The following is a 19,822-nucleotide window of genomic DNA, read 5'->3' as shown; positions in this document are numbered from 1 at the left end:
ATAAGCCTTACTGCTTATTCATCTGTAAAATAAAATCATTGTCAATCCTTGGCAATCATGTTTTCCACGATGTACAATGGTATCCCCAAATCTTTCATGGTAATTTTGTATAACAATAAAATAAAATTGTACATGCAAAATGAAAATGAAAGCATTGAAAGAAAACAAAGGAATAGAAAGGATAAGAGAAAATAAAGGAGATACATCAAAAAAGATGTTCTTGGAAAATGACACACTGCATTCTCTGGTTACTATAGTTTTTCATTTCCCTGCTTGCATATTTAGCAGTTTCTCTAATTTAAGCGGTGATGTTTTCATATTGACTTCATATAGACTTTATATGGATTCCATATACACGGCATATAGCTCTTATATAGCTTTCATATACCTCTCATATAGAAACATATTGAAATATGCATTTTCAATGTCTATTAATTCAATCAATTCTTTAAAATGGGGAGGTAATCCCCGATACACCGGAAAAAGTCCGCCCATGTTGGAAGCTATAACAGCACAAAAGTATATTAAGATATTTTTTAAAAACATTAAATATTAAACAAAATGAATACGAGTAATTTCTTATCAGTAATACAAATATTTAGCTTAAAACTTAAACAGAAAGGAGCTCTACAATGGCTAAGTTGAATGATCAACACCTCGGAACCCTGAGGGGGGCTTTAGGTCCTCAGGTATTTAAAATGCTTTTCGGTGAGGCATACGTTTCAAGATTACCCCATCGTACTTTGAATGAACCATCTGCAGAAACGATTGAAAGAAGAAATAGATTCAAGATGTGTATGAAATTTTCGAAGGCACTCTATGATTTATCGATGCTTAGAAAATTCTGGAACGACTTTACTCCGGAAGGGGTGACAAAAAGAATCCCGACTATAGCCAAGATTGCAAAGGTCTCTTACAAGACCATTTCAACGACGGCGGTTCTCGACGAAACTTTTCTTGCACCGGATTTCGGTTTCAGTATTGTCCCAACAGATGTTGCCATTGACGGAACGGAAATAAGCGTCACGCTCGACCCAATCGGTCTAAACGAAGGTCTGGATTTAGCAGTTGAGAAGTTTATTCGTCTCGGCTGTGTGATGCATTTATACGACCCTGTGAACGGAACTCAGGTTTCTAACAGGTTCATGACTTTTCTTTCGCCAAACGTAGTTCTTAATCTGGCAAATCCGTTGAGCTTCACTATACCGATAATCTCAACGAAACAAACTATTTACAACGCATACGATACGCATAAAACGTTTCTGATATTGGTAACGTCGGATGAGAATGGCAAATCGGTGCATTTTTCTAACACATTTATTTCTTAAGTTCAAAAGCGATGAAAACAAAAGGTGCACATTCAGATTTCAAAGCAGATGAACTTAACCAAGAGTATTGCCCCTTTTTAAGGGGGCAATACCCCTTTTTTGCAAACATACGTTTGCTTTTCGAGACAATTTAATTTAATTAATTTTTTAAAACTTAAAAACATAATAAAATGGCAAGAATAAAATATTTTTCAACAGGCAGAATTTCCGGTAAGGTCGGAACGTTGGTTTACTTTACTAAAAATGGTAAATCATTCGTGCGGTCAGCGGGAATAAGAAAAGATAATCCTTCATACAATGATATTGTTAGAAGGCAGAAATTTGGTATGAGCACGAAACTTGCAAAGTGCATTAACAGTGTTCCTGAACTGAAAGCACTATGGGAGACGCACAAAAGTGCTATTGGAAGTACTTTCAACGCAATTCAAAAAGCGAATTACGAAAAGGTTAATGGAAAAGATGTATTGGATACTCCTGCTGTAATCCCCGGTTTATACGATTCAATTCAGACGGATAAAGCGGTAAAGTTTAAAGGTCAGGAGCTTAGGTTTGCTTTGAGCGAAGATGAAACACATGATATTTATGCATGCTCTCTCAGAGAAAACGCGATTATCGCCGGTGTACTCTTTCTGAATTATCATGATTATAACAGCAATGAACCTTACAGGTTTATAGGCTTAAAAGGAAATATTGTAAAAACTAAGAAAGGCGATACTGCTGTGATAAAAATTGGAGAACGCATTTCATCAATAATGAAAGAATACTCCGTAATAAATTTTTATTTCGGTATTGTCAGCGGTGATAAAGGCTTCGGAAATTATATGAGAAAAATTTCACTGCAAATAACAAAGACTTTATCTTAGATTTTGTAGTTTGGAGACAGCATCACTGTGAGGTACGGATAATTGAAATAATAGTCAGAATATCGTTAACGATTTGATATAATTCTTGAATTAACTTATTCTGTTGTTTAAGATATTCAATAAACGCCGGAGGTTATCTTTTTGCGCACAAAGTTCTGATGGAGAAATAACCGCGCGTTTTATTTCGAATATCCGCGGGATTGTGAATCTGCCTTTTGAGTAGGAGTACATCAAAGTCAGGTCAATGAAATTGAGAATGAAATTAAAATGGTAATGTAATAGCGGCTTTTGCAGCGTGAATCCGAGTCTTTTTGCCGTGCTATCGCTGAAGAAGTATGACGTGCCTTCAATAAATAATGTGGATTTTATTTTTCCGTTTTCTATTTCCTGAATTATTTTTAAAAGTCCTTCCAAAAAGTATGATAGTAACTTGTTCCGGGCTTTTATGCCTTTGTCTTTTAATTTCATGTATAAGATGTAATCGAAAGAGGTTCCGTTGTGCAGGTCAAGTTTCTTTTTAGATTTAATTCCAAGAAGCATAGGCGAGTAGTAAATGTAATATCCCGAAACTCTCATTAGCGGCGTTATTGTGCAGACGGCTAAAGGTAAAGTAACGGGAAAAAGAAGGAGGTAAAGAAAACTAAATTTAAAACTGAACATCATGGTAATACCGAGCGGCATACCGCCGATAAAAGCAAGCGTTATAGATACTATCCAGAGAACTATTTTCGGTAATGCATAGAATTTATTCATCGGAAACGGAGAAATTATTTCCTCAGGTGTAGGTATCCGCCTCTGTGAGGTATGGACGAATGCATCGTGATGAATGCTTTGGGGTCAATTTCTATTATTAATTGCATTACTTCTTTTTGTCTTTTGCGTGGTATTAAAACAAGAAGAACCGTGACTCCCCCGCTGGCACCTTCGCCCGGGATGAGCGTTACTCCGAATTTGTTTTGGCGAAGCACATCTGTTATATCATCGGCGAAGTTCATGGATATTATATTTAGCCATACAAAACCTGAACCGAGTTTTTGTTCGAGAGTGATGCCGAGGATAGTGCCGGTTGCGAATCCTGATGAGTAAGCAACTACGTTAATCCAGTTATCGAGCTGTGACATTACGCTGCTGATTGCGACGACCCAGATTGTTACTTCTACAAAGCCGATTGCACCTGCTATGTACTTTTTTCCCTGTACGGTGATAATCATTCGGATAGTTCCGAGCGATACATCGATAATGCGGAGTAACATTATCATTAGTGCGAAAAGTATGGTTCCTGTCATCGGGTTTTCATTATTTCGTACTTCTCATTCAGTTCCTTTACAAACTTTGCGATATCTTCGTCGGTGAAGTCTTTCATTTTTGCGATTTGCTCTATTGACCCCCACCTTACAGTACCGGCCTGCATTACCCTGATCTTATACTTTGCAAAATAGCTGGATGCTGCGGGCAGGACGCGGATTAACTCTTCCATATCTGTATCTTTTGTAAAACGCATCAGACAATTTTGCTGAATTCTTTTATGAATGCTTCGTTTTCTTTCATAAGCCCCATTGTGACCCTTATGCAGTTCGATAACCCAAAAGCTGTGAGCGGACGGATAATAACTCCTTTCTGCAATAGCTTCATATTTGTATCTGTTACACGCCCGGCAGAAAATAAATCGAGCATAACAAAGTTTGCATAGGAAGGAGTTATCTTAATCTTGCCCTTTTCTTCCAGAGGTCTTAATTCATTAAGAAAATAATTGTAACCTTCCTGATTAAGAGTAATAGATTTGTTTATAAAATCATCGTCATCCAAAGCACCAATCGCCGCTGCCTGTGCCAAAGTATTAGGTTCGAATGGGAGCTTTGTTTTCATTAACGTTTCAACTGCAAATTCATGAGCGAATCCGTAACCGATTCGTAAACCCGCAATACCGTAAATCTTTGAGAATGTTCGAAGTGTTATAACATTGTCATACCTGTAATCGAGTGAATTAGGATATGCAGGATAATTTATCGCATACTCGAAATAAGCTTCGTCGAAAAGTATAAGCACATCTTTCGGTACTTTTGAATAGAAGTCATCGAATTCATCTTTAGTAATTATAGTGCCCGTGGGATTGTTTGGATTGCAGAGGTATATTATTTTTGTGTTTTTGTTTATTCTTTCGAGAATACCGTTTAAATCGAACTTATACGTCTCCCTTGACATCGGAACGTAATGCGTTTTATTGCTGCGTCCCATAGCGAGTACCTGAAAGCCTATAAATGTGGCTTCGGAGGTTATAATTTCATCATCGTCGCATAAGAAGCAGCGCAGAATATTTGCCATAATGCTTTCGGAACCGCTGCCTACCGCTATATTTTTCGCAGGAATATTAAATTTAGCCGAAAGTTTTTCTCTCAGCAGGACAGAGCCGACATCGGGATACCTGTGAATTTCCTCCACGAGTTTCTTCTTAGCTTCAATTGCTTTTGGAGAAGGACCGAGAGGATTTTCGTTCGATGCAATCTTATGAATTTCCTTTAGTCCGAATTCGCGCTGTAACTCTTCTATTGACTTACCCGGGATGTAGGGTTTTAAGTTCTTAATAAAATCAGGAGTTTTAAACATAATCAGATTATTTCTACAAAATTAATGTTTATTAAGCATTTAAAAAATGTAAAATTTAAGTTATTAATTAATTGTAATATTTGATTTAAATATTTAATTTCTTTCAATTCTAAACTCAATCAAACAATGACAGACGATTACAAAGACATTAAAACATTCGACCAGAAAGATTGGATTAAGGAAAACCTATCTTACAAGAAAGACAGCGGAAACTGGGCATGGATATACCATAGAATATCGGGTATAGCATTGATAGCATACCTTTTCCTCCATGTTTATTCATTAAGCACACTGACCGATGGCAAAGCAGCGTTTGAGACAAAAATGAGCACGTTTTCTTCCGGTCCTTTTCTCGTTTTGGAATGGGTGCTCTTTATCTTCGTATTATTTCATTCACTGAACGGAGTGAGAATAGTTCTCGTTGACCTTGCCGACGGTTCTAAGTACCACAAAACACTTTATAGAGTCTCCTGGATAGCCGGCATTTTGCTCTTCCTTGGAATGGGATACATTATGCTTTCACACTTATTTTTGAAATAAAATTTAATTTTAATATAATATGTATAAATATCAATCATCAAAAAGCTCGGGTTCAAAAAGCTGGATGCTGCAGAGAATCACGGGTATTGCACTGGTTGTTTTTGCTATCGGCCATTACATTCTAATGCACTATAACCTCGATTCGGGACATACATATCAGGCAGTCTTGAACAGAATGCAGTTTTCATGGTACAGGATTATAGACCTGGTTTTCCTTACGCTCGGTATGTACCACGGTTTAAACGGACTCTGGGGAATCTTCAGAGACTACAAGATGGAGCCATGGCTCAAAATAACTCTGGTAAGTGCCATTGTAATACTCGGTCTGGCGTTCACTGCCTGGGGTTATATCATAATTTTCTCGATTCCTTATCCGAATGCTATAACATTAAATTGAATTATTTTTAAATCTTAATTTTACTATATTATTTTAAACTTAAACTAAGGAGATGTAATGGAGAAATTTACTAAATTACAGGAAACACTCGACGGAATGAAAGTCGATATCGAGAAATTCTATGAAAAGAATCAAAATGCTGCCGGAACAAGACTGAGAAAAGAACTTAACAATCTCAGAAAGATGGCTGCAGAAATAAGAAAAGAGATACAGGATATTAGAATTACAAGAAAAACAAAAGCTGAATAAGGGACGGAAAGAGTTTTATAGCTTACTGATTAGAAGTGGGTATATGTTTTTTAGCCCACTTTTTTAATAATTCATCCCGATACGAATAAAAAAGTGCTGAAATCAAATATAAGAAATTTTTGCATAATTGCGCATATTGACCACGGCAAATCAACTTTAGCCGACAGATTGCTTGAACTAACAGGCACGGTTGCGAGCAGAAACATGTCAAGACAGGTGCTTGACGACATGGACCTTGAACAGGAAAGAGGTATTACGATAAAGCTTCATGCCATTCAGATGAACTATAAAGCAAAAGACGGTGAAGAGTATGTTTTAAACCTTATCGACACGCCCGGACACGTTGATTTTTCTTACGAAGTATCCCGTTCACTCGCAGCGTGTGAGGGGGCTTTGCTGATAGTTGACTGTACACAGGGTATTGAGGCTCAAACAATAAGCAACTTGTATCTTGCAATTGATAACGGACTCGAGATTATACCCGTTATAAACAAAATTGACCTGCAGAGCGCAATGATTGAAGAGACGAAAGATCAGATTATTGAGCTCATAGGAGGAAAACGGGAGGATATACTTTCAGTTAGTGCAAAAGTCGGTACAGGAACGGAAGAAGTACTCGAACAGATTGTTGCAAAAATACCTCCTGCAAAGATTATACATGATGAACCTTTAAGAGCGTTAATTTTCGACTCAATATTCGATACTTACAGAGGGGTAATTGTATATTTAAGAGTTTTTGAGGGCGACCTTAAAGAAGGTGATAAGATTGAATTTTTTGCATCAGGAAAACAATTTGAAGCTGAGGAAGTTGGAATTCTCAAGATGGAGAGAAAAAGAACGGGCATTTTGAAAGCAGGCGATGTAGGATATTTGATAGCGAATATAAAGGACGTTAATGATTCAAGAGTCGGTGATACGATAATTGATGTCAATAACAGAGCAAAAGAGCCGATTCCGGGTTTCAAAGAAGTTAAGCCGATGGTGTTCAGCGGAATTTATCCTGTTGCCTCGAATGATTTCGAAAATCTCCGGGACGCACTTTCAAAGCTTAAATTAAATGACGCAGCACTTTCTTACGAACCGGAAACATCAGTAGCACTCGGCTTTGGTTTCAGATGCGGATTTCTTGGTTTACTGCATCTTGAAATAGTACAGGAAAGGCTTGAAAGAGAATACGATTTAAACATAATAACAACAGTTCCAAACGTAGAATATCAGGTGTTTAAATCAAACGGTGATATGATACTTGTTGATAATCCTTCGTTGATGCCCGATGCAACGGTTATAGACCACGTGAAAGAACCTTATATTTCATCGCAAATTATAGTGCCTGTTGAATTCATAGGCAATATAATGAAGCTTGCTAATGACAGAAGAGGAGTTTTTAAAAATCAGCATTACATCGATGCAAAACGCGTTGACCTTTATTTTGAATTTCCTCTTGCGGAAATAATTTTTGATTTTTATGACAGGCTGAAATCATTGACAAAAGGTTATGCATCGTTCGATTACGAATTAATAGATTACAGAAGCGGAGACCTCGTTAAACTGGATATTCTTCTGAACGGGGAATCAGTTGACGCTTTATCTACAATAATTCACAGAGAAAATGCATATTACTGGGGCAGAAAACTTTGCGAAAAACTCAGAAAGCTGATACCAAGGCACATGTTTGAAGTAGCTATCCAGGCTGCTATCGGATCGAAAGTAATAGCAAGAGAATCAATAAGTGCTCTCAGGAAAAATGTAATTGCAAAATGTTACGGCGGAGATATTTCCAGAAAACGTAAACTTCTCGAGAAACAAAAAGAGGGAAAAAGACGTATGAAACAAGTAGGGTCTGTTGAAATACCTCAGGAAGCTTTTTTAGCAGTACTTTCAATTGAAAAATAGAATATAAACTAATAAGAATGGCATTAAAAGAAAACGTTCCTTCAAAAGTACCAAAAGAAATATTAGATAAAAAGAAGAAGAAATCAAAACCTAAAGAATATTTTGACGCTCTTGTTTGGGCGGCAGTTGTGGCATTTCTGATAAAAGTATTCTTGTTTGAAGCATACAGAATACCCACTGGTTCGATGGAAAATACACTGCTTGTCGGTGATTTTTTACTCGTGACGAAATTTACGTACGGAGCGACTACACCGCGGAATATACCTTTCACGGATATTCGTATCCCCTACGTTAAGCTCCCGGGGTTTAAAGATCCAAAACCCGGTGATGTTGTTGTATTCGATTTTCCGGGTGAGAGAGATGAATTGAAATCGCATGAAGTACTGAATTATATTAAAAGATGTGTAGGGGTCCCGGGAGATGAAATAAAAGTTGTAAATAAAGTACTTTACAGGAACGGACAAATATTTCCGAATCCTCCGCAATCGAAATTTATTGCTCCGCTGCAGCCGCCAAATCTTGCTAATAACAGGATATTTCCTAAAAACTCGGGGTGGAATGAGGATAACTACGGTCCGATAAGAATTCCAAAAGTAGGTGATAAGATTAAAATTGACAATACTAATTTTGAATGGTACAAGATGTTTATTATGAAAGAAGGATACAGTAACGTTATACTTAATCCGGATGGTTCTCTTACTGCTGACGACATGAAGTTTAACGATGGGATGTATGAAGTGAAGAGGGATTATTTATGGATGATGGGAGATAACAGAAATAACTCACTTGACAGCAGATTCTGGGGATTTATGCCTATGGAAAATGTTGTTGGAGAAGCATTTATTATTTACTGGTCGTGGGATGCAAATATTTCCTTCGCAAATTTCTTCGATTTATTAGGTTCCATAAGATGGAACAGGATAGGTTCACTGATTAAATAAATAAGAATTTCATTTATTATGTAAAGGCAGATAATGAAATATCTGCCTTTTTTAATTTACCTTTAATGAGTGTAATAGAATACGTAAATTGCATGACTTCTTACAACCAATTTAACAATCGAATAATTTTTAATATAATTTTATGAAAAGTCCTAAAAGAAAATTAATACTAAATATCAGAGACTACGTTGGCATTGTCTTTGGAGCGATTATTTTTGGTATATCGTACTCCTGGTTTCTGATACCTTTTAAAGTATCACCCGGTGGAGTCGGTGGTATTGCACAGATTATTTACAACTTTCTTGGAATACCGGCGGGTACATCAATGCTTATACTGAACATTCCCCTGTTTATATTAGGATGGATTTTCCTTGGCAGGCAATTTGGATTAAAATCTTTTTTAGGAATGTTTTTAGGTTCTGTCTTTGCAGACTTGCTGAATCCTGAATTGCTGTATAAGAATTTCCCTATCATGAGGGATTACATAAACACCCAGTACTGGGCTTTTACTGACAGCATACTGCTCGCATCGCTTGCAGGTTCGGTTTTACTCGGTTTTAGTCTTGGGATAATATTCAAGTTCAGAGGTTCTACGGGAGGAACGGATATTCCTGTTGCAATATTGAAGAAATATTTCGGATTATCAATAGGAACAGGTTACTGGATTATAGAGACACTGATAATATTTTCAATAGGTATTGCTTTTACAGACCTTAATCTGATAATCTGGGGTTACCTGAATCTGTACATTACAACACAAATAGTGGATATTACCGCCGAAGGAATACCTTATACAAAGGGTGCATACATAATTACAAATCAGGAAAATGAGATTAAAGAAAGAATAATAACCGAGCTTGACAGAGGTATTACAATTTTTCTAAGTGAAGGGGGATATAGCGGGAAAAGGCAAAACGTTTTATTTGTTGTAGTTAATCGGAGACAAATTAGCAGTTTAAGGAGATTAGTTAAAGATGAAGACCCAAAAGCGTTTATGGTACTCGTTGATGTTCATGATGTTATGGGTGACGGATTTAAAACCCGGATTCTTGATTTTCAGCAGACTTAGACGCTTAATTTCATTGAAAAATGATAAAAATTTCGTTAAATTTAGTGTTTGTTTAAAAATATTTAATGTTTGAGGATTTAACAAATAAATTCGATTCCGTTCTTAAGAAAATAAGAGGACAAGGGAAAATCACGGAAAAAAACGTTGACGAATCGTTGCGTGAAGTTCGCCGTGTTCTTTTTGATGCAGACGTTAATTATAAAGTAGTTACAAACTTTATAAAAAACGTTAAAGAAAAATCGTTAGGACAGAATGTAATAAACAGCATAACTCCCGGACAGTTAATCGTCAAGATTATAAATGATGAGTTAATTGAACTGATGGGAAGCGGAAAAAGCGATATAATACATTCTAATAAAATTCCCTCAATCATTATGCTTGCCGGACTACAAGGTTCCGGTAAAACGACTTTAGCAGCGAAACTCGCTAAATATTTAAAATCAAAAGGGCGTAATCCCCTGCTTGCAGCTTGTGATATTTACAGGCCTGCAGCCATTGAACAGCTAAAAGTTCTGGGCAAAGAAATTGATGTTCCTGTTTTTTCACTCGATGGTGAGAAAGATGTAGTAAAGATTACAAAACAAGCAGAAGATTTTGCACGCAAGAATGCAAGAGACACAATGATTATCGACACCGCAGGAAGACTTGCCATCGACGAACAAATGATGAATGAAGTTGCTAATATTAAGAAGGCAATGGTACCGGATGAAATACTTTTTGTGGTTGATTCGATGACCGGTCAGGATGCGGTTAACACTGCAAAAGCATTCCATGACAAGCTCGATTACAGCGGTATAGTACTTACAAAGCTTGACGGCGATACTAAAGGCGGCGCAGCTCTATCAATAAGAGCCGTTGTTACTAAACCAATAAAGTTTGTCAGTGTCGGAGAGAAACTTGATGCACTCGAGCAGTTTCATCCTGACAGAATGGCTTCACGAATTCTTGGTATGGGCGATATAGTGTCTTTTGTTGAGAAAGCACATCAGGAGATTGATATATCTGAATCTGCAAAACTTGAAGAAAAACTCAGAAGAAACAAGTTTGATTTTAATGACTTCTTATCCCAGATAAAACAGGTAAAGAAGATGGGTTCAATAGGCGGTCTAATTTCAATGATACCGGGAGCAAGCAAAGCCTTAAAGGATAAAGAGATTGATGAAAAGGTTTTTCACAGAATTGAAGCGATAATTCTTTCAATGACTTTAAAAGAAAGAGAGAATCCTCAAATACTAAACGGTATGAGAAGAAGAAGAATCGCAAACGGAAGCGGATCATCAATACAGGAAGTTAACCGACTGATAAAGCAATTTGAGGACATGAAGAAAATGATGAGGAATTTTTCAGGCGGAAAGATGAAGAATTTGCTTAAAGGAATGAAATTACCACCTGATATGATGAACAAGCTTAACATAAATTAAATTTTTAAAATAATTAATATATAAACGTACTCGAAAGGAGACATTTTTCTTGGTCAAGTTAAGACTTAAAAGAATGGGAAAGAAGAACATCCCGCTTTACAAAATCGTAGCTGCAGATTCACGTTCACCGCGCGACGGCAAATTTATTGAATCAGTTGGTCATTACAATCCGCATCTCGAACCAATGCAGATTACACTTAAAGAAGACAGAGTAATCCACTGGTTAAAAAAAGGAGCAAAACCAACGGATACAGTAAGAAGCCTGCTTAAAAAAGAAGGTGTAATGATGAAATTCCGTCTTATGAATTCAAAGATTAGTCCGGAGAAAATTGAAGAAAAGATGAACCTTTTCTTTGAGGATAAACCTGCAAAACAGCAGAGGACTAAAGCGAGAAAATTGAGACAGAAAGAAGCGAAAGCAAAAAAAACAGAAGAGAAAACAGAGGAAGCTAAAGCATAATAGTATTTAACCGTTACAACGGTTATATGAATTAGTTTGTGTGTTTGAAGTAATGAATATGCTTGGATGATGTGATATTTGTTTTAAAATAAAACACAGTGGACGATTTAAATCAACTTATTTTCATAGGCAAAATAACGAAGCCGGTAGGCGTAAAAGGTCTGTTAAAGGTGATACCATTAACTGACTTCCCCGAAAGGTTTTTGAAACTGAAGGAAGTTTATATTTTTAATGAAAGCCTGAATAAATTGGTTATAAACTCCAAGACAGAGAAAAAATTATTCAAGATTAAGGAAGTTTCGCTATTCAGTAATTATATAAAGCTGAAACTTGACGGGTATGACGATATAAATGAAATCAGCAGTTACATAAATATGCTGATTTGCATAGATGAGAAGAAAAAAGTGAAACTACCGAAGGGATTATATTATTATTATGAAATGTTAGGATGTATTGTGTATGAAGGAAAAAATATGCTTGGGGAGGTGATTCGTATAGATAATTTTGGAAGTTCGGATATTTTATTCGTTAAAACTTCAAAAGGAAATGAAGTGATGATTCCGCTTCTTAAAGAGATTGTGACAAAGATTGACGTAATAAAGAAGAGAATTGATGTAGCACTTATTGAAGGATTGATAGATTATGATGCGGTTTGACATTATATCAGCCAATCCAAAGATTCTTGAAAGTTCTTTGACAAATGGTTTGATTTCGAGAGCGAGAAAAAAGGGACTCGTATCTGTCCATCTGCATAATCTAAGGGATTATGCCGAAGGAAAGTATAAACAAATAGATGATTTACCCTATGGAGGAGGAGCAGGTATGATATTGAAACCCGAACCTTTTTTCAAATGTGTAGACAGACTTATGGAAAAATATGATTATGATGAGATAGTCTATTTTTCACCGCAAGGAAAAAGATTGAACCAGAAGTTTGTAAACTATTATTCTCTAAAGAATAATATATTGTTGATTTGCGGACATTACAAAGGAATCGATGAACGTGTCATTAAAAGATACGTTACAGCAGAGATATCAATAGGTGATTATGTTCTTTCATGCGGGGATGTGGCAGCTCTCGTTTTTATTGATTCAATCTCGAGATTATTGCCGGGAGCACTCGGAGACGGGGAATCAGCTTTGACTGACACATTTCAAATTGAATCGGGATTTGACTATCCGCAATACACAAGACCGGAAAAGTATGATGGATTAAAAGTACCTGAGGTTTTATTATCAGGTAATCATAGTAAAATAAATGAATGGCGCAGCAAAAAAGCTTTAGCAAAATACAGAAAAATTAAAAAATTAAATAAACAATAATTACAGGAGCAATTAATTAAATGAACAAAATTAAATTAGTCGAAGCAGCACAGTTAAGAAATGATTTACCCGACTTTCGTGTTGGCGATACAATAACTGTTTTCGTCAAGGTTATTGAGGGTGACAAAGAAAGAGTACAGCAGTACAAGGGTATAGTTATGGGAATTAAAGGCAGCGGATTAAGCAAGACTTTCAGGGTAAGAAAAATATCCAATGGCGTCGGTGTTGAAAGGATATTCCCTATCAATTCACCAAAGATATTAAAAGTAGTAATCGAAAAGCATGGCGGTATCCGCAGAGCGAAACTATACTATTTAAGAGGTCTTACGGGTAAGGCTGCAACAAAGATAAAAGAAAAGAGAAGAAAAATTCTTGAATCGGTGATTGAAGAATCGCCTGCTCCTGCGATACAAGTAAAAGCAGAAGATACACAAGCTGAAGAAACAAAAGAGTAATCTTTCTTAATCAGGTCAGTTAACATAATACTGACCCTTTTTATTTGAAGTGTCCAATAACAAGATATTTATATCGGTTGCAGGTAATATCGGTTCAGGGAAATCTTCACTAACGGAATTACTTGCTGAAAAATTTAAATGGCTGCCATATTATGAGTCAGTTGCTGATAATCCATATCTCAGCGACTTTTACGCAGATATGTCCCGCTGGTCGTTTAACCTTCAAATTTATTTTCTCGCACATCGTTTTAATACACATAAAGAGCTGACAGAAAGGCCAGGCTCAGTAATACAAGACAGAAGCATATACGAAGATGTAGAAATCTTTGCAAAAAACCTTCACAAACTCGGTAAGATGTCTGACAGAGATTTTGAAACTTATTCAAGTTTGTTCTTTGATATGACTAATTTTTTAAAACCGCCAGATGTACTTGTATACCTTCAGGCAAGTATACCTACCCTGCTTAATCAGATTAAAATACGAGGACGGGAATTCGAAAAATCAATCGATGTAAATTATCTTGAAGAATTAAATGATAGTTATGAAGAATGGATTAAGAATTATAAATTGGGCAAAGTTATTATTGTGAATAAAGATAATCTTGATTTCGTTCATTCCCACAATGATTTCCATTACATCATCGACAAGATAGAAAAAGAACTTCTTTTAGACTTGAAACTCTTTACCTAGTTTTTGTCGGAGTCGGAATATTGTATTTTGTCATTAGCTTATACATATGACTTCTTTGTATTTTCAATCCTTCAGCAGTCTGACTGATGTTGTTCCTATAATCTTTCAAAACCTTTAACAAAAATATTTTTTCTGATTCATTTTGAAACTCATTCAAAGAAAGATTTCTGTTCAGTAAATCGTTCAGTTCTTTAGTATGTTTCGTTTCAGGTATATCAATGTCCTCTTCTTCAATAACTGTACTTTCGACAGTGAATATTATTCTCTCGATAAAGTTTTTTAGCTCACGAACATTACCAGTCCATCTGAATGAAGTTAGTTTTTTAAGAGCACCTGTTGAGAATTTTCTCGAACTGATATTGTATGCCTTACATACCTGATTAATAAAATATTCAGTAAGTACTTTAATATCATCTGTCCTCTCACGTAATGGGGTAATATTAATATTCATGACATTTATCCTATGGTAAAAATCATCTCTGAATCGACCTTCTGATATTTCGAAAGGAAGGTCCTTGTTCGTTGTAAATAGAAATCTAACATTTGTTTTCCGTACTTTGGAATCCCCTACTCTTGTGTATTTTGACTCGTCAATTACTTTTAAAAGCTTTGATTGTATTTCAGTGTTAATATTCGAAATTTCATCGAACAAAATCGACCCGCCTTCAGCTTCCTCGAGTTTGCCTCTAATTTTCGGATTTCCGTCCTTTACTAAACCAAATAATTCTTCATCAACATTTTCACCTTTAAGTGAAGCACAATTAATAATAACAAATGGCTGATCTGCTCTTTTGGAATCGAAATGCAGCATGTTTGCGACAAGGAGTTTACCGGTTCCGCTTTCCCCGGTTATGAGTATATTCAGATCAAGGTCTTTGTATTTTTCAATCAGATCTCTGACGGACTGAACATCCTTACTCACTCCTATAATTTTATTCGCACTTATAAGTTCATTTTTGTATTTAGAAAGTTCATCCTTACTCTGCTTTAGTTCTAGTGCATTCTTTATTATAATCAGTAGTTCAGAAACATCGGGAAGAGGTTTTTCTAAAAAATAATATGCACCTTTTTTAGTTGCTTCAACGGCAGTTTCTATATTGCCATGTCCCGATATCATTATTACAAGCTGCTCACGGTTTATACTCATTATGTTTTCCAAAACTTCCATGCCGTCCATTTTCGGCATTTTGATATCGAGCAAAATAAGATCATAGCTTCTTTCATTAAACATCTTTAATGCAGATACTCCATCGTAACAAAAATCAACAGAATAATTTGCATGACGCAGTATCAGCGATAAGCTTTCTACAATGGAAGCTTCATCATCAACTATAAGAATTCTTTTTAGCATAACTATTTTTTAATTTCAACGATTGTTACACCCGAATCACCTTCATTCCAGTGACCGAGCCTGAAATTGCTTACAAACTTATTTGACTTTAATACATTGTGCACGGCTTTTCTGAGATTTCCTGTACCTTTTCCATGAACTATTGTGAGTTTCTCAACAGAGTTAATATGCCCTTCGTAAATGAATTTTTCAAGTAAATCCGTAATCTCATTCGAGTATTTCCCCCTTATATCGAGATTTGTATCAAATGCCTTTTTAAGGATTAATTTGTAATCACTGTACTTATTTATGTATCCCGCGGTTATTAACTCCAGTTTGCTAAGTGGTGATTTCAGAGTTATACCATTTGCGTTTATAACAGCCAGCTCTTTTACAATCTCAGTTATTTCTCCCTTCGTAGAAGTGTTTTTAATTTTAACTACATCTCCAACTTTTAGTATCACATGAGCAGTTTCCTGCGTAGTACTTTCTTCTGGAAGGAGTACCTTTGACTTCTCTGTGAATTCCTTCTTTATTTCAGAAACATTCTTTTCCTTTTCTTTTATTTCTTTTACTGCTCTTTCTATCAATCCTCTTCCTTCTTCAAGAATATTAGCCGCTTCCTCACGTGCATCATTTAATATCTCTTTCTCCTTCTGCTTTATAGCTGATAATTTTGAGTTATATTCATTTGCCATTTCATCAACATCCTTTTTCTTAAGTAGAGTTTCGTGTATGAGTTTTTCATATTCAATCCTTGATGTGTTGAGTTCACTAAGCATATCTTCTATTTTATACTGATCATCAACAACCATAGATGATGCGAATTCTATAATTTTTGAAGGAATTTTAAATTTCTCAGCAAGCTCGAATGTATAACTTTGACCGGGAATTCCAATCCTGAAATTAAACGACGGTGATAGTTTCTCAAAATTAAAGTCGAGAGAAGCGTTAATAAATCTTTCGTTATTATGAGCGAATACTTTAAGGTCTCCTATATGTGTCGTTACAATTGTAAAACAGTTTTTATCTGAAAGATATTTAATCATTGAAGCTGATAGTGCACTCCCGAACTTAGGGTCAGTCCCGCTGCATATTTCATCAATCAGAACGAGTGAATTTGAATCTGAATTTTCTATTACGTCTTTAAGTTCTTTCAGATGTGAACTAAAAGAACTTAGGCTGTTTTCTATAGATTGTTCATCACCAATTACGACAAAATACCTCGAAAATATTCTAAAACACGACCCTTCTTCAACGCTAACCATCAAACCATACTGATACATCAATTGAAGAAGACCAACGGTTTTCAATGCAACCGTTTTTCCCCCTGCATTAGGACCTGTTATCACAATCGTATTTAAATCCTCTATGAGCTCAAGATTAAAGGGAATTACATTATTCTTTCCAAGTTTTTGAATTAAAATCGGGTGGTAACAGTTTTTGAGTAAATACTTATCCTTATGAAGTTCGGGTTCTACACACCCATATTCAATAGCAAAAAGTGCTTTAGCCCTAATGAAATCAATCTCTCCAAGTATTTCAATATTCACTTTAAGCTCGTTGATGTATCTGGCAATCGATTCTGATAAATTGCGAAGGATTCTTTCTACCTCGCGCTTTTCTTCAAAGGTTAGTTCTGTTATTTCATTATTTAAATCTATTGTTTCGGCAGGTTCGATAAATACAGTGTACCCTGTCGCTGATGAGCTGTGTATGATTCCCGGAACCTTGCGTTTATTCTCAACTTTTACAGGAATTACAGACCGACCGTCTCGAAGAGTTATTAAATCATCCTGCGTGTATTCATCTTCCGAAACTCTTTTGAGCAGCTTACTTAAAAGCTTTCTAAGATTGTCTCTTTTATCAATCAGCTCATCTCTGATACGTTTCAAATTTTTTGAGGCTGAGTCTCTTACTTCCCCTGTTTCGTTAATAGTAGATTCTATTGAATGCTCCAGCACCTTATCCGAGTAAAGACCATCAGCAAGTTTCTTTATGTTGTCATTTTCATCTTTCTCAGAGATATTTTTAATCTGAGATTTGATTATTCTGCTTATTCTCAAGAAAGATTTTATCCAGTTATACTTTTCAGTCTGGATAAAATTACCTGGTATCCTTAAACGCTCGATATCCTCCCTTACATCTCTGAGACCATCGAGTTCAAGATCATTACCTGCCTCAATAAACTTCTTTAATGAAGTGAGCTTATTAAACTCAATTTTGAGCAGGATAGCTGACGTGTATAGTTCAATCCGGTCAATCTTATCCATACCATACTGCGATACACAGTATTTTTTCAGTTTATCACATATTTTATCGAATTCAAGTTTCTTTTGAACTTCCGTTATATTCATCTATTGTGTTTTGACTTTTACGGAATCACTATCACCGTAATTAATAATATCATAGAAATCTTTTTTACTAAATGGCAGAATATCCTTGATTATATTATATGTTGCGGGTGCTGCTTTAACTGTATAAGAAAATGTGTGTGAAGAAGATTTTTGATTATTCGGAATAAAAGAAAAACTATCAAAAATTATTAGAAGAATACTCGTAAAGAGAAGTCCTTTCAATCCGCCAAAAATAAAACCGCCTGTCTTATCGAAGGTTTCTGATAAAACATTCATCTTTGATATTTTACTGCCTATTAAAATTGCAATAAGGTAAATCGAAAGTATGATCCCTACGAAAATAACAACCTGAACAAGTTTTGGGTCTTTAATGATAGGTCTTAACACTAATACAAAACCGGAATTAAACTTTAATGCAAGGATAATTCCGGCTATAATGCTTACGTACGATAATATACTTTTTATTAACCCTTTCTTCAGCCCAAAAAATGCCGGAAGCAATACAAGGATTAATATTATTATGTCAAGTGCATTCAATCACTCATCCAAGACGACTTTTTACGATCTCCTGTATAACTTTTCCGTCAATCTTACCTTTTAACACTTTCATAACAGGTCCCATAATTTTCCCAATATCTTTAGATGTTACTGGACTTGAACTCTCAATAATTTTATCAATAATAGCTTCTGCTTCTTCTCTTGTTAGTTGTTTTGGAAGGTACTCGTTGATTATTTCAAGCTGCCTTGACTCTTTTTCTACAAGATCTTCCCTGCCTGCATTCTTAAACATTTCGATAGATTCTTTTCGCATTTTTGCCTGCTTGTTCAGAAGCTGCAACTCCTCTTCTTCATTCATTTCCCTGCCTAATCCTGACTTATCCATTTTCAGGATTTCAGCTCTGATACTTCTTATAGTTTCAGTTCTGACAGTATCTTTTGCCTTCATGGCATTTTTCAGATCCTCGTTAATTTTTTCTTTCAGATTCATTTTCCTTAAACTAAGATTGTTCCCCGGATTCATACCTTGCAAGCATACTAAGATATTTAGATTTTGGATATTCTGTCTTGAAATATTTTATTGACTTGTTCAGATTGTCTACATCTTTTGCATTAAAATAACACCTGACGGCATAGTACATATATTCATCATTCACAGGAACAGATTTCGAAACCTTCGAAGCATTTTCATAATACTTAGCTGCATTGCTCCAGTCGCCTTTAATCTCGTAAACAGAAGCAATTCCTACAAGTGAGGCTGCTTTAAACAAATCGTTATTACCTGAATAATCTCTGAAATAAAAATCTGCTTTATCAAATTCTCTTAAATTGTAATAACTGTTTGCAAGCATTATTTTTGCCGTCTGGCCGCTTTCAGTTGAGCCGTAATTATCAACTATATAAATTAATCCTTTAGATATGCCGAGTGAATCTCCGTTTATCGCCGTAGGGAACATGTCCATTGCATAATACTGTTTGACTTTGGAAAGTTCTAGCGATGCAGTTTCATTCTTCTGGCTTTGATTTCTAAAATATATAAAAATAACCGCTATAATTACAACAAGAATTGTAAGTACTGTATATACACGGTTTTTATTTTCCTGAAAATACTGAGTTCCTTTATAATAATATTCCAGCATTTTATCTTCAGTGCTGTGCTTTTGAGCTTTACTTAATGATTTTCCTAATTTTGCCATTTATAATTTTATTTAATGTAATTTTATTTAACTTTTAAAATACCAAAATAATAGTGGTTTTTAAAGTGTAAAAGTAGCGAAAATATGTTTATTAATAGGTTACAATTAACTTAGAAAATATAGAAAAAGTACAATATTAGAATCAGTCTGTTTTTTACAAACATTTTGAAATCCTATCTAAAATAATTTAAACTATTGATATTACAT

General features: G+C 35.4%; 23 protein-coding genes and 1 pseudogene. 15 read left to right on the top strand and 9 right to left on the bottom strand.

Translation table 11 applies throughout. The annotated features are described in order from the left end of the window. Positions 1-139 precede the first annotated feature (139 nt). From WC644_04800 to WC644_04790, 3 genes are all read left to right on the top strand, one after another. The gene (locus WC644_04800; GenBank protein MFA5011254.1) at positions 140-556 is read left to right on the top strand and encodes a hypothetical protein; all 417 of its coding nucleotides are present in this window, start codon (positions 140-142) and stop codon (positions 554-556) included. A gap of 76 nt (positions 557-632) precedes the next feature. After that, the gene (locus WC644_04795) at positions 633-1,328 is read left to right on the top strand and encodes a hypothetical protein (protein MFA5011253.1); all 696 of its coding nucleotides are present in this window, start codon (positions 633-635) and stop codon (positions 1,326-1,328) included. Between the two features lie 170 nt (positions 1,329-1,498). Continuing rightward, positions 1,499-2,191 (top strand): hypothetical protein, encoded by a 693-nt coding sequence (locus WC644_04790; protein ID MFA5011252.1) that lies wholly within the window; start codon positions 1,499-1,501, stop codon positions 2,189-2,191. A 90-nt stretch (positions 2,192-2,281) separates the two neighbouring features. Here WC644_04790 and WC644_04785 read toward each other — a convergent pair whose 3' ends face one another. Genes WC644_04785 through hisC form a run of 4 tightly spaced genes read right to left on the bottom strand, consistent with a single transcriptional unit; the run spans position 2,282 to position 4,795 of the window. Next, complete coding sequence (locus WC644_04785) at positions 2,282-2,944, bottom strand: hypothetical protein (protein ID MFA5011251.1); 663 nt, start codon at positions 2,942-2,944, stop codon at positions 2,282-2,284. A gap of 14 nt (positions 2,945-2,958) precedes the next feature. Further along, a complete protein-coding gene (locus tag WC644_04780; GenBank protein MFA5011250.1) occupies positions 2,959-3,477 on the bottom strand; it encodes a DUF2179 domain-containing protein in 519 nt (172 codons plus the stop codon). Further along, positions 3,474-3,692, bottom strand: a complete 219-nt coding sequence (locus tag WC644_04775) for a DUF1858 domain-containing protein (protein MFA5011249.1) — start codon at positions 3,690-3,692, stop codon at positions 3,474-3,476. The genes WC644_04780 and WC644_04775 overlap by 4 nt, the downstream gene beginning before the upstream one ends. Then, positions 3,692-4,795 carry a histidinol-phosphate transaminase gene (gene hisC / locus WC644_04770; protein ID MFA5011248.1) on the bottom strand — a complete coding sequence of 368 codons (1,104 nt, stop codon included), beginning with the start codon at positions 4,793-4,795 and terminating at the stop codon, positions 3,692-3,694. Before hisC ends, WC644_04775 begins: the two co-directional genes overlap by 1 nt. 126 nt (positions 4,796-4,921) lie before the next feature. Between hisC and sdhC the strand changes: the two genes are divergently transcribed. From sdhC to WC644_04710, 12 genes and pseudogenes are all read left to right on the top strand, one after another. Next, the gene (sdhC, locus tag WC644_04765) at positions 4,922-5,335 is read left to right on the top strand and encodes a succinate dehydrogenase, cytochrome b556 subunit (protein MFA5011247.1); all 414 of its coding nucleotides are present in this window, start codon (positions 4,922-4,924) and stop codon (positions 5,333-5,335) included. Positions 5,336-5,354: 19 nt separating this feature from the next. Next, the gene (gene sdhD, locus WC644_04760; GenBank protein MFA5011246.1) at positions 5,355-5,732 is read left to right on the top strand and encodes a succinate dehydrogenase, hydrophobic membrane anchor protein; all 378 of its coding nucleotides are present in this window, start codon (positions 5,355-5,357) and stop codon (positions 5,730-5,732) included. Between the two features lie 57 nt (positions 5,733-5,789). After that, a complete protein-coding gene (locus tag WC644_04755; GenBank protein MFA5011245.1) occupies positions 5,790-5,981 on the top strand; it encodes a histone H1 in 192 nt (63 codons plus the stop codon). A 93-nt stretch (positions 5,982-6,074) separates the two neighbouring features. Next, the gene (gene lepA, locus WC644_04750; protein MFA5011244.1) at positions 6,075-7,874 is read left to right on the top strand and encodes a translation elongation factor 4; all 1,800 of its coding nucleotides are present in this window, start codon (positions 6,075-6,077) and stop codon (positions 7,872-7,874) included. 17 nt (positions 7,875-7,891) lie between these two features. Then, positions 7,892-8,815 carry a signal peptidase I gene (gene lepB, locus WC644_04745; protein ID MFA5011243.1) on the top strand — a complete coding sequence of 308 codons (924 nt, stop codon included), beginning with the start codon at positions 7,892-7,894 and terminating at the stop codon, positions 8,813-8,815. Between the two features lie 142 nt (positions 8,816-8,957). Next, complete coding sequence (locus tag WC644_04740) at positions 8,958-9,884, top strand: YitT family protein (protein ID MFA5011242.1); 927 nt, start codon at positions 8,958-8,960, stop codon at positions 9,882-9,884. Positions 9,885-9,949: 65 nt separating this feature from the next. After that, complete coding sequence (gene ffh, locus WC644_04735) at positions 9,950-11,305, top strand: signal recognition particle protein (GenBank protein ID MFA5011241.1); 1,356 nt, start codon at positions 9,950-9,952, stop codon at positions 11,303-11,305. A 49-nt stretch (positions 11,306-11,354) separates the two neighbouring features. After that, positions 11,355-11,765 (top strand): 30S ribosomal protein S16, encoded by a 411-nt coding sequence (gene rpsP, locus WC644_04730; protein MFA5011240.1) that lies wholly within the window; start codon positions 11,355-11,357, stop codon positions 11,763-11,765. A gap of 98 nt (positions 11,766-11,863) precedes the next feature. Continuing rightward, positions 11,864-12,421: a ribosome maturation factor RimM gene (rimM, locus tag WC644_04725; protein MFA5011239.1), complete on the top strand. Its 558-nt coding sequence runs from the start codon at positions 11,864-11,866 to the stop codon at positions 12,419-12,421. Continuing rightward, positions 12,408-13,088, top strand: coding sequence for a tRNA (guanosine(37)-N1)-methyltransferase TrmD (gene trmD, locus WC644_04720; GenBank protein ID MFA5011238.1), 681 nt, complete (start codon positions 12,408-12,410; stop codon positions 13,086-13,088). The genes rimM and trmD overlap by 14 nt, the downstream gene beginning before the upstream one ends. 20 nt (positions 13,089-13,108) lie before the next feature. Then, positions 13,109-13,453: pseudogene (gene rplS / locus WC644_04715) on the top strand (50S ribosomal protein L19). Positions 13,454-13,592: 139 nt separating this feature from the next. Continuing rightward, positions 13,593-14,234, top strand: a complete 642-nt coding sequence (locus tag WC644_04710; GenBank protein ID MFA5011237.1) for a deoxynucleoside kinase — start codon at positions 13,593-13,595, stop codon at positions 14,232-14,234. On the opposite strand, the gene WC644_04705 is transcribed toward WC644_04710, so the two are convergent. Genes WC644_04705 through WC644_04685 form a run of 5 tightly spaced genes read right to left on the bottom strand, consistent with a single transcriptional unit; the run spans position 14,227 to position 19,615 of the window. Continuing rightward, on the bottom strand, positions 14,227-15,585 hold the full coding sequence (locus tag WC644_04705) for a sigma-54 dependent transcriptional regulator (protein MFA5011236.1): 1,359 nt from the start codon (positions 15,583-15,585) through the stop codon (positions 14,227-14,229). The genes WC644_04710 and WC644_04705 overlap by 8 nt on opposite strands. A gap of 2 nt (positions 15,586-15,587) precedes the next feature. Continuing rightward, a complete protein-coding gene (locus WC644_04700) occupies positions 15,588-17,921 on the bottom strand; it encodes an endonuclease MutS2 (GenBank protein ID MFA5011235.1) in 2,334 nt (777 codons plus the stop codon). Further along, complete coding sequence (locus WC644_04695; protein ID MFA5011234.1) at positions 17,922-18,458, bottom strand: CvpA family protein; 537 nt, start codon at positions 18,456-18,458, stop codon at positions 17,922-17,924. It abuts the gene before it with no gap. Between the two features lie 4 nt (positions 18,459-18,462). Further along, on the bottom strand, positions 18,463-18,942 hold the full coding sequence (locus WC644_04690; GenBank protein ID MFA5011233.1) for a GatB/YqeY domain-containing protein: 480 nt from the start codon (positions 18,940-18,942) through the stop codon (positions 18,463-18,465). Next, a complete protein-coding gene (locus WC644_04685; protein ID MFA5011232.1) occupies positions 18,920-19,615 on the bottom strand; it encodes a tetratricopeptide repeat protein in 696 nt (231 codons plus the stop codon). The genes WC644_04690 and WC644_04685 overlap by 23 nt, the downstream gene beginning before the upstream one ends. Positions 19,616-19,822: the final 207 nt, after the last annotated feature.

This window comes from Ignavibacteria bacterium (assembly GCA_041649015.1).
Taxonomy (GTDB): domain Bacteria; phylum Bacteroidota; class Ignavibacteria; order Tepidaquicellales; family Tepidaquicellaceae; genus CAIKZJ01.
The sequence above is the reverse complement of the archived record's forward strand: the minus strand, read 5'-3'. Positions and strand labels throughout refer to the sequence as shown.

What these genes read in the sequence shown, in the direction of transcription:
- sdhC (MFA5011247.1), top strand. Translation starts at nt 4,922, where the DNA reads ATGACAGACGATTACAAAGACATTAAAACATTCGACCAGAAAGATTGG.
- WC644_04790 (MFA5011252.1), top strand. Translation starts at nt 1,499, where the DNA reads ATGGCAAGAATAAAATATTTTTCAACAGGCAGAATTTCCGGTAAGGTC.
- WC644_04755 (MFA5011245.1), top strand. Translation starts at nt 5,790, where the DNA reads ATGGAGAAATTTACTAAATTACAGGAAACACTCGACGGAATGAAAGTC.
- WC644_04705 (MFA5011236.1), bottom strand. Translation starts at nt 15,585, where the DNA reads ATGCTAAAAAGAATTCTTATAGTTGATGATGAAGCTTCCATTGTAGAA.
- WC644_04690 (MFA5011233.1), bottom strand. Translation starts at nt 18,942, where the DNA reads ATGAATCCGGGGAACAATCTTAGTTTAAGGAAAATGAATCTGAAAGAA.
- WC644_04740 (MFA5011242.1), top strand. Translation starts at nt 8,958, where the DNA reads ATGAAAAGTCCTAAAAGAAAATTAATACTAAATATCAGAGACTACGTT.
- WC644_04700 (MFA5011235.1), bottom strand. Translation starts at nt 17,921, where the DNA reads ATGAATATAACGGAAGTTCAAAAGAAACTTGAATTCGATAAAATATGT.
- WC644_04800 (MFA5011254.1), top strand. Translation starts at nt 140, where the DNA reads ATGAAAATGAAAGCATTGAAAGAAAACAAAGGAATAGAAAGGATAAGA.
- sdhD (MFA5011246.1), top strand. Translation starts at nt 5,355, where the DNA reads ATGTATAAATATCAATCATCAAAAAGCTCGGGTTCAAAAAGCTGGATG.
- WC644_04795 (MFA5011253.1), top strand. Translation starts at nt 633, where the DNA reads ATGGCTAAGTTGAATGATCAACACCTCGGAACCCTGAGGGGGGCTTTA.
- WC644_04775 (MFA5011249.1), bottom strand. Translation starts at nt 3,692, where the DNA reads ATGCGTTTTACAAAAGATACAGATATGGAAGAGTTAATCCGCGTCCTG.
- WC644_04685 (MFA5011232.1), bottom strand. Translation starts at nt 19,615, where the DNA reads ATGGCAAAATTAGGAAAATCATTAAGTAAAGCTCAAAAGCACAGCACT.
- hisC (MFA5011248.1), bottom strand. Translation starts at nt 4,795, where the DNA reads ATGTTTAAAACTCCTGATTTTATTAAGAACTTAAAACCCTACATCCCG.
- lepB (MFA5011243.1), top strand. Translation starts at nt 7,892, where the DNA reads ATGGCATTAAAAGAAAACGTTCCTTCAAAAGTACCAAAAGAAATATTA.
- ffh (MFA5011241.1), top strand. Translation starts at nt 9,950, where the DNA reads ATGTTTGAGGATTTAACAAATAAATTCGATTCCGTTCTTAAGAAAATA.
- WC644_04785 (MFA5011251.1), bottom strand. Translation starts at nt 2,944, where the DNA reads ATGAATAAATTCTATGCATTACCGAAAATAGTTCTCTGGATAGTATCT.
- WC644_04780 (MFA5011250.1), bottom strand. Translation starts at nt 3,477, where the DNA reads ATGACAGGAACCATACTTTTCGCACTAATGATAATGTTACTCCGCATT.
- trmD (MFA5011238.1), top strand. Translation starts at nt 12,408, where the DNA reads ATGATGCGGTTTGACATTATATCAGCCAATCCAAAGATTCTTGAAAGT.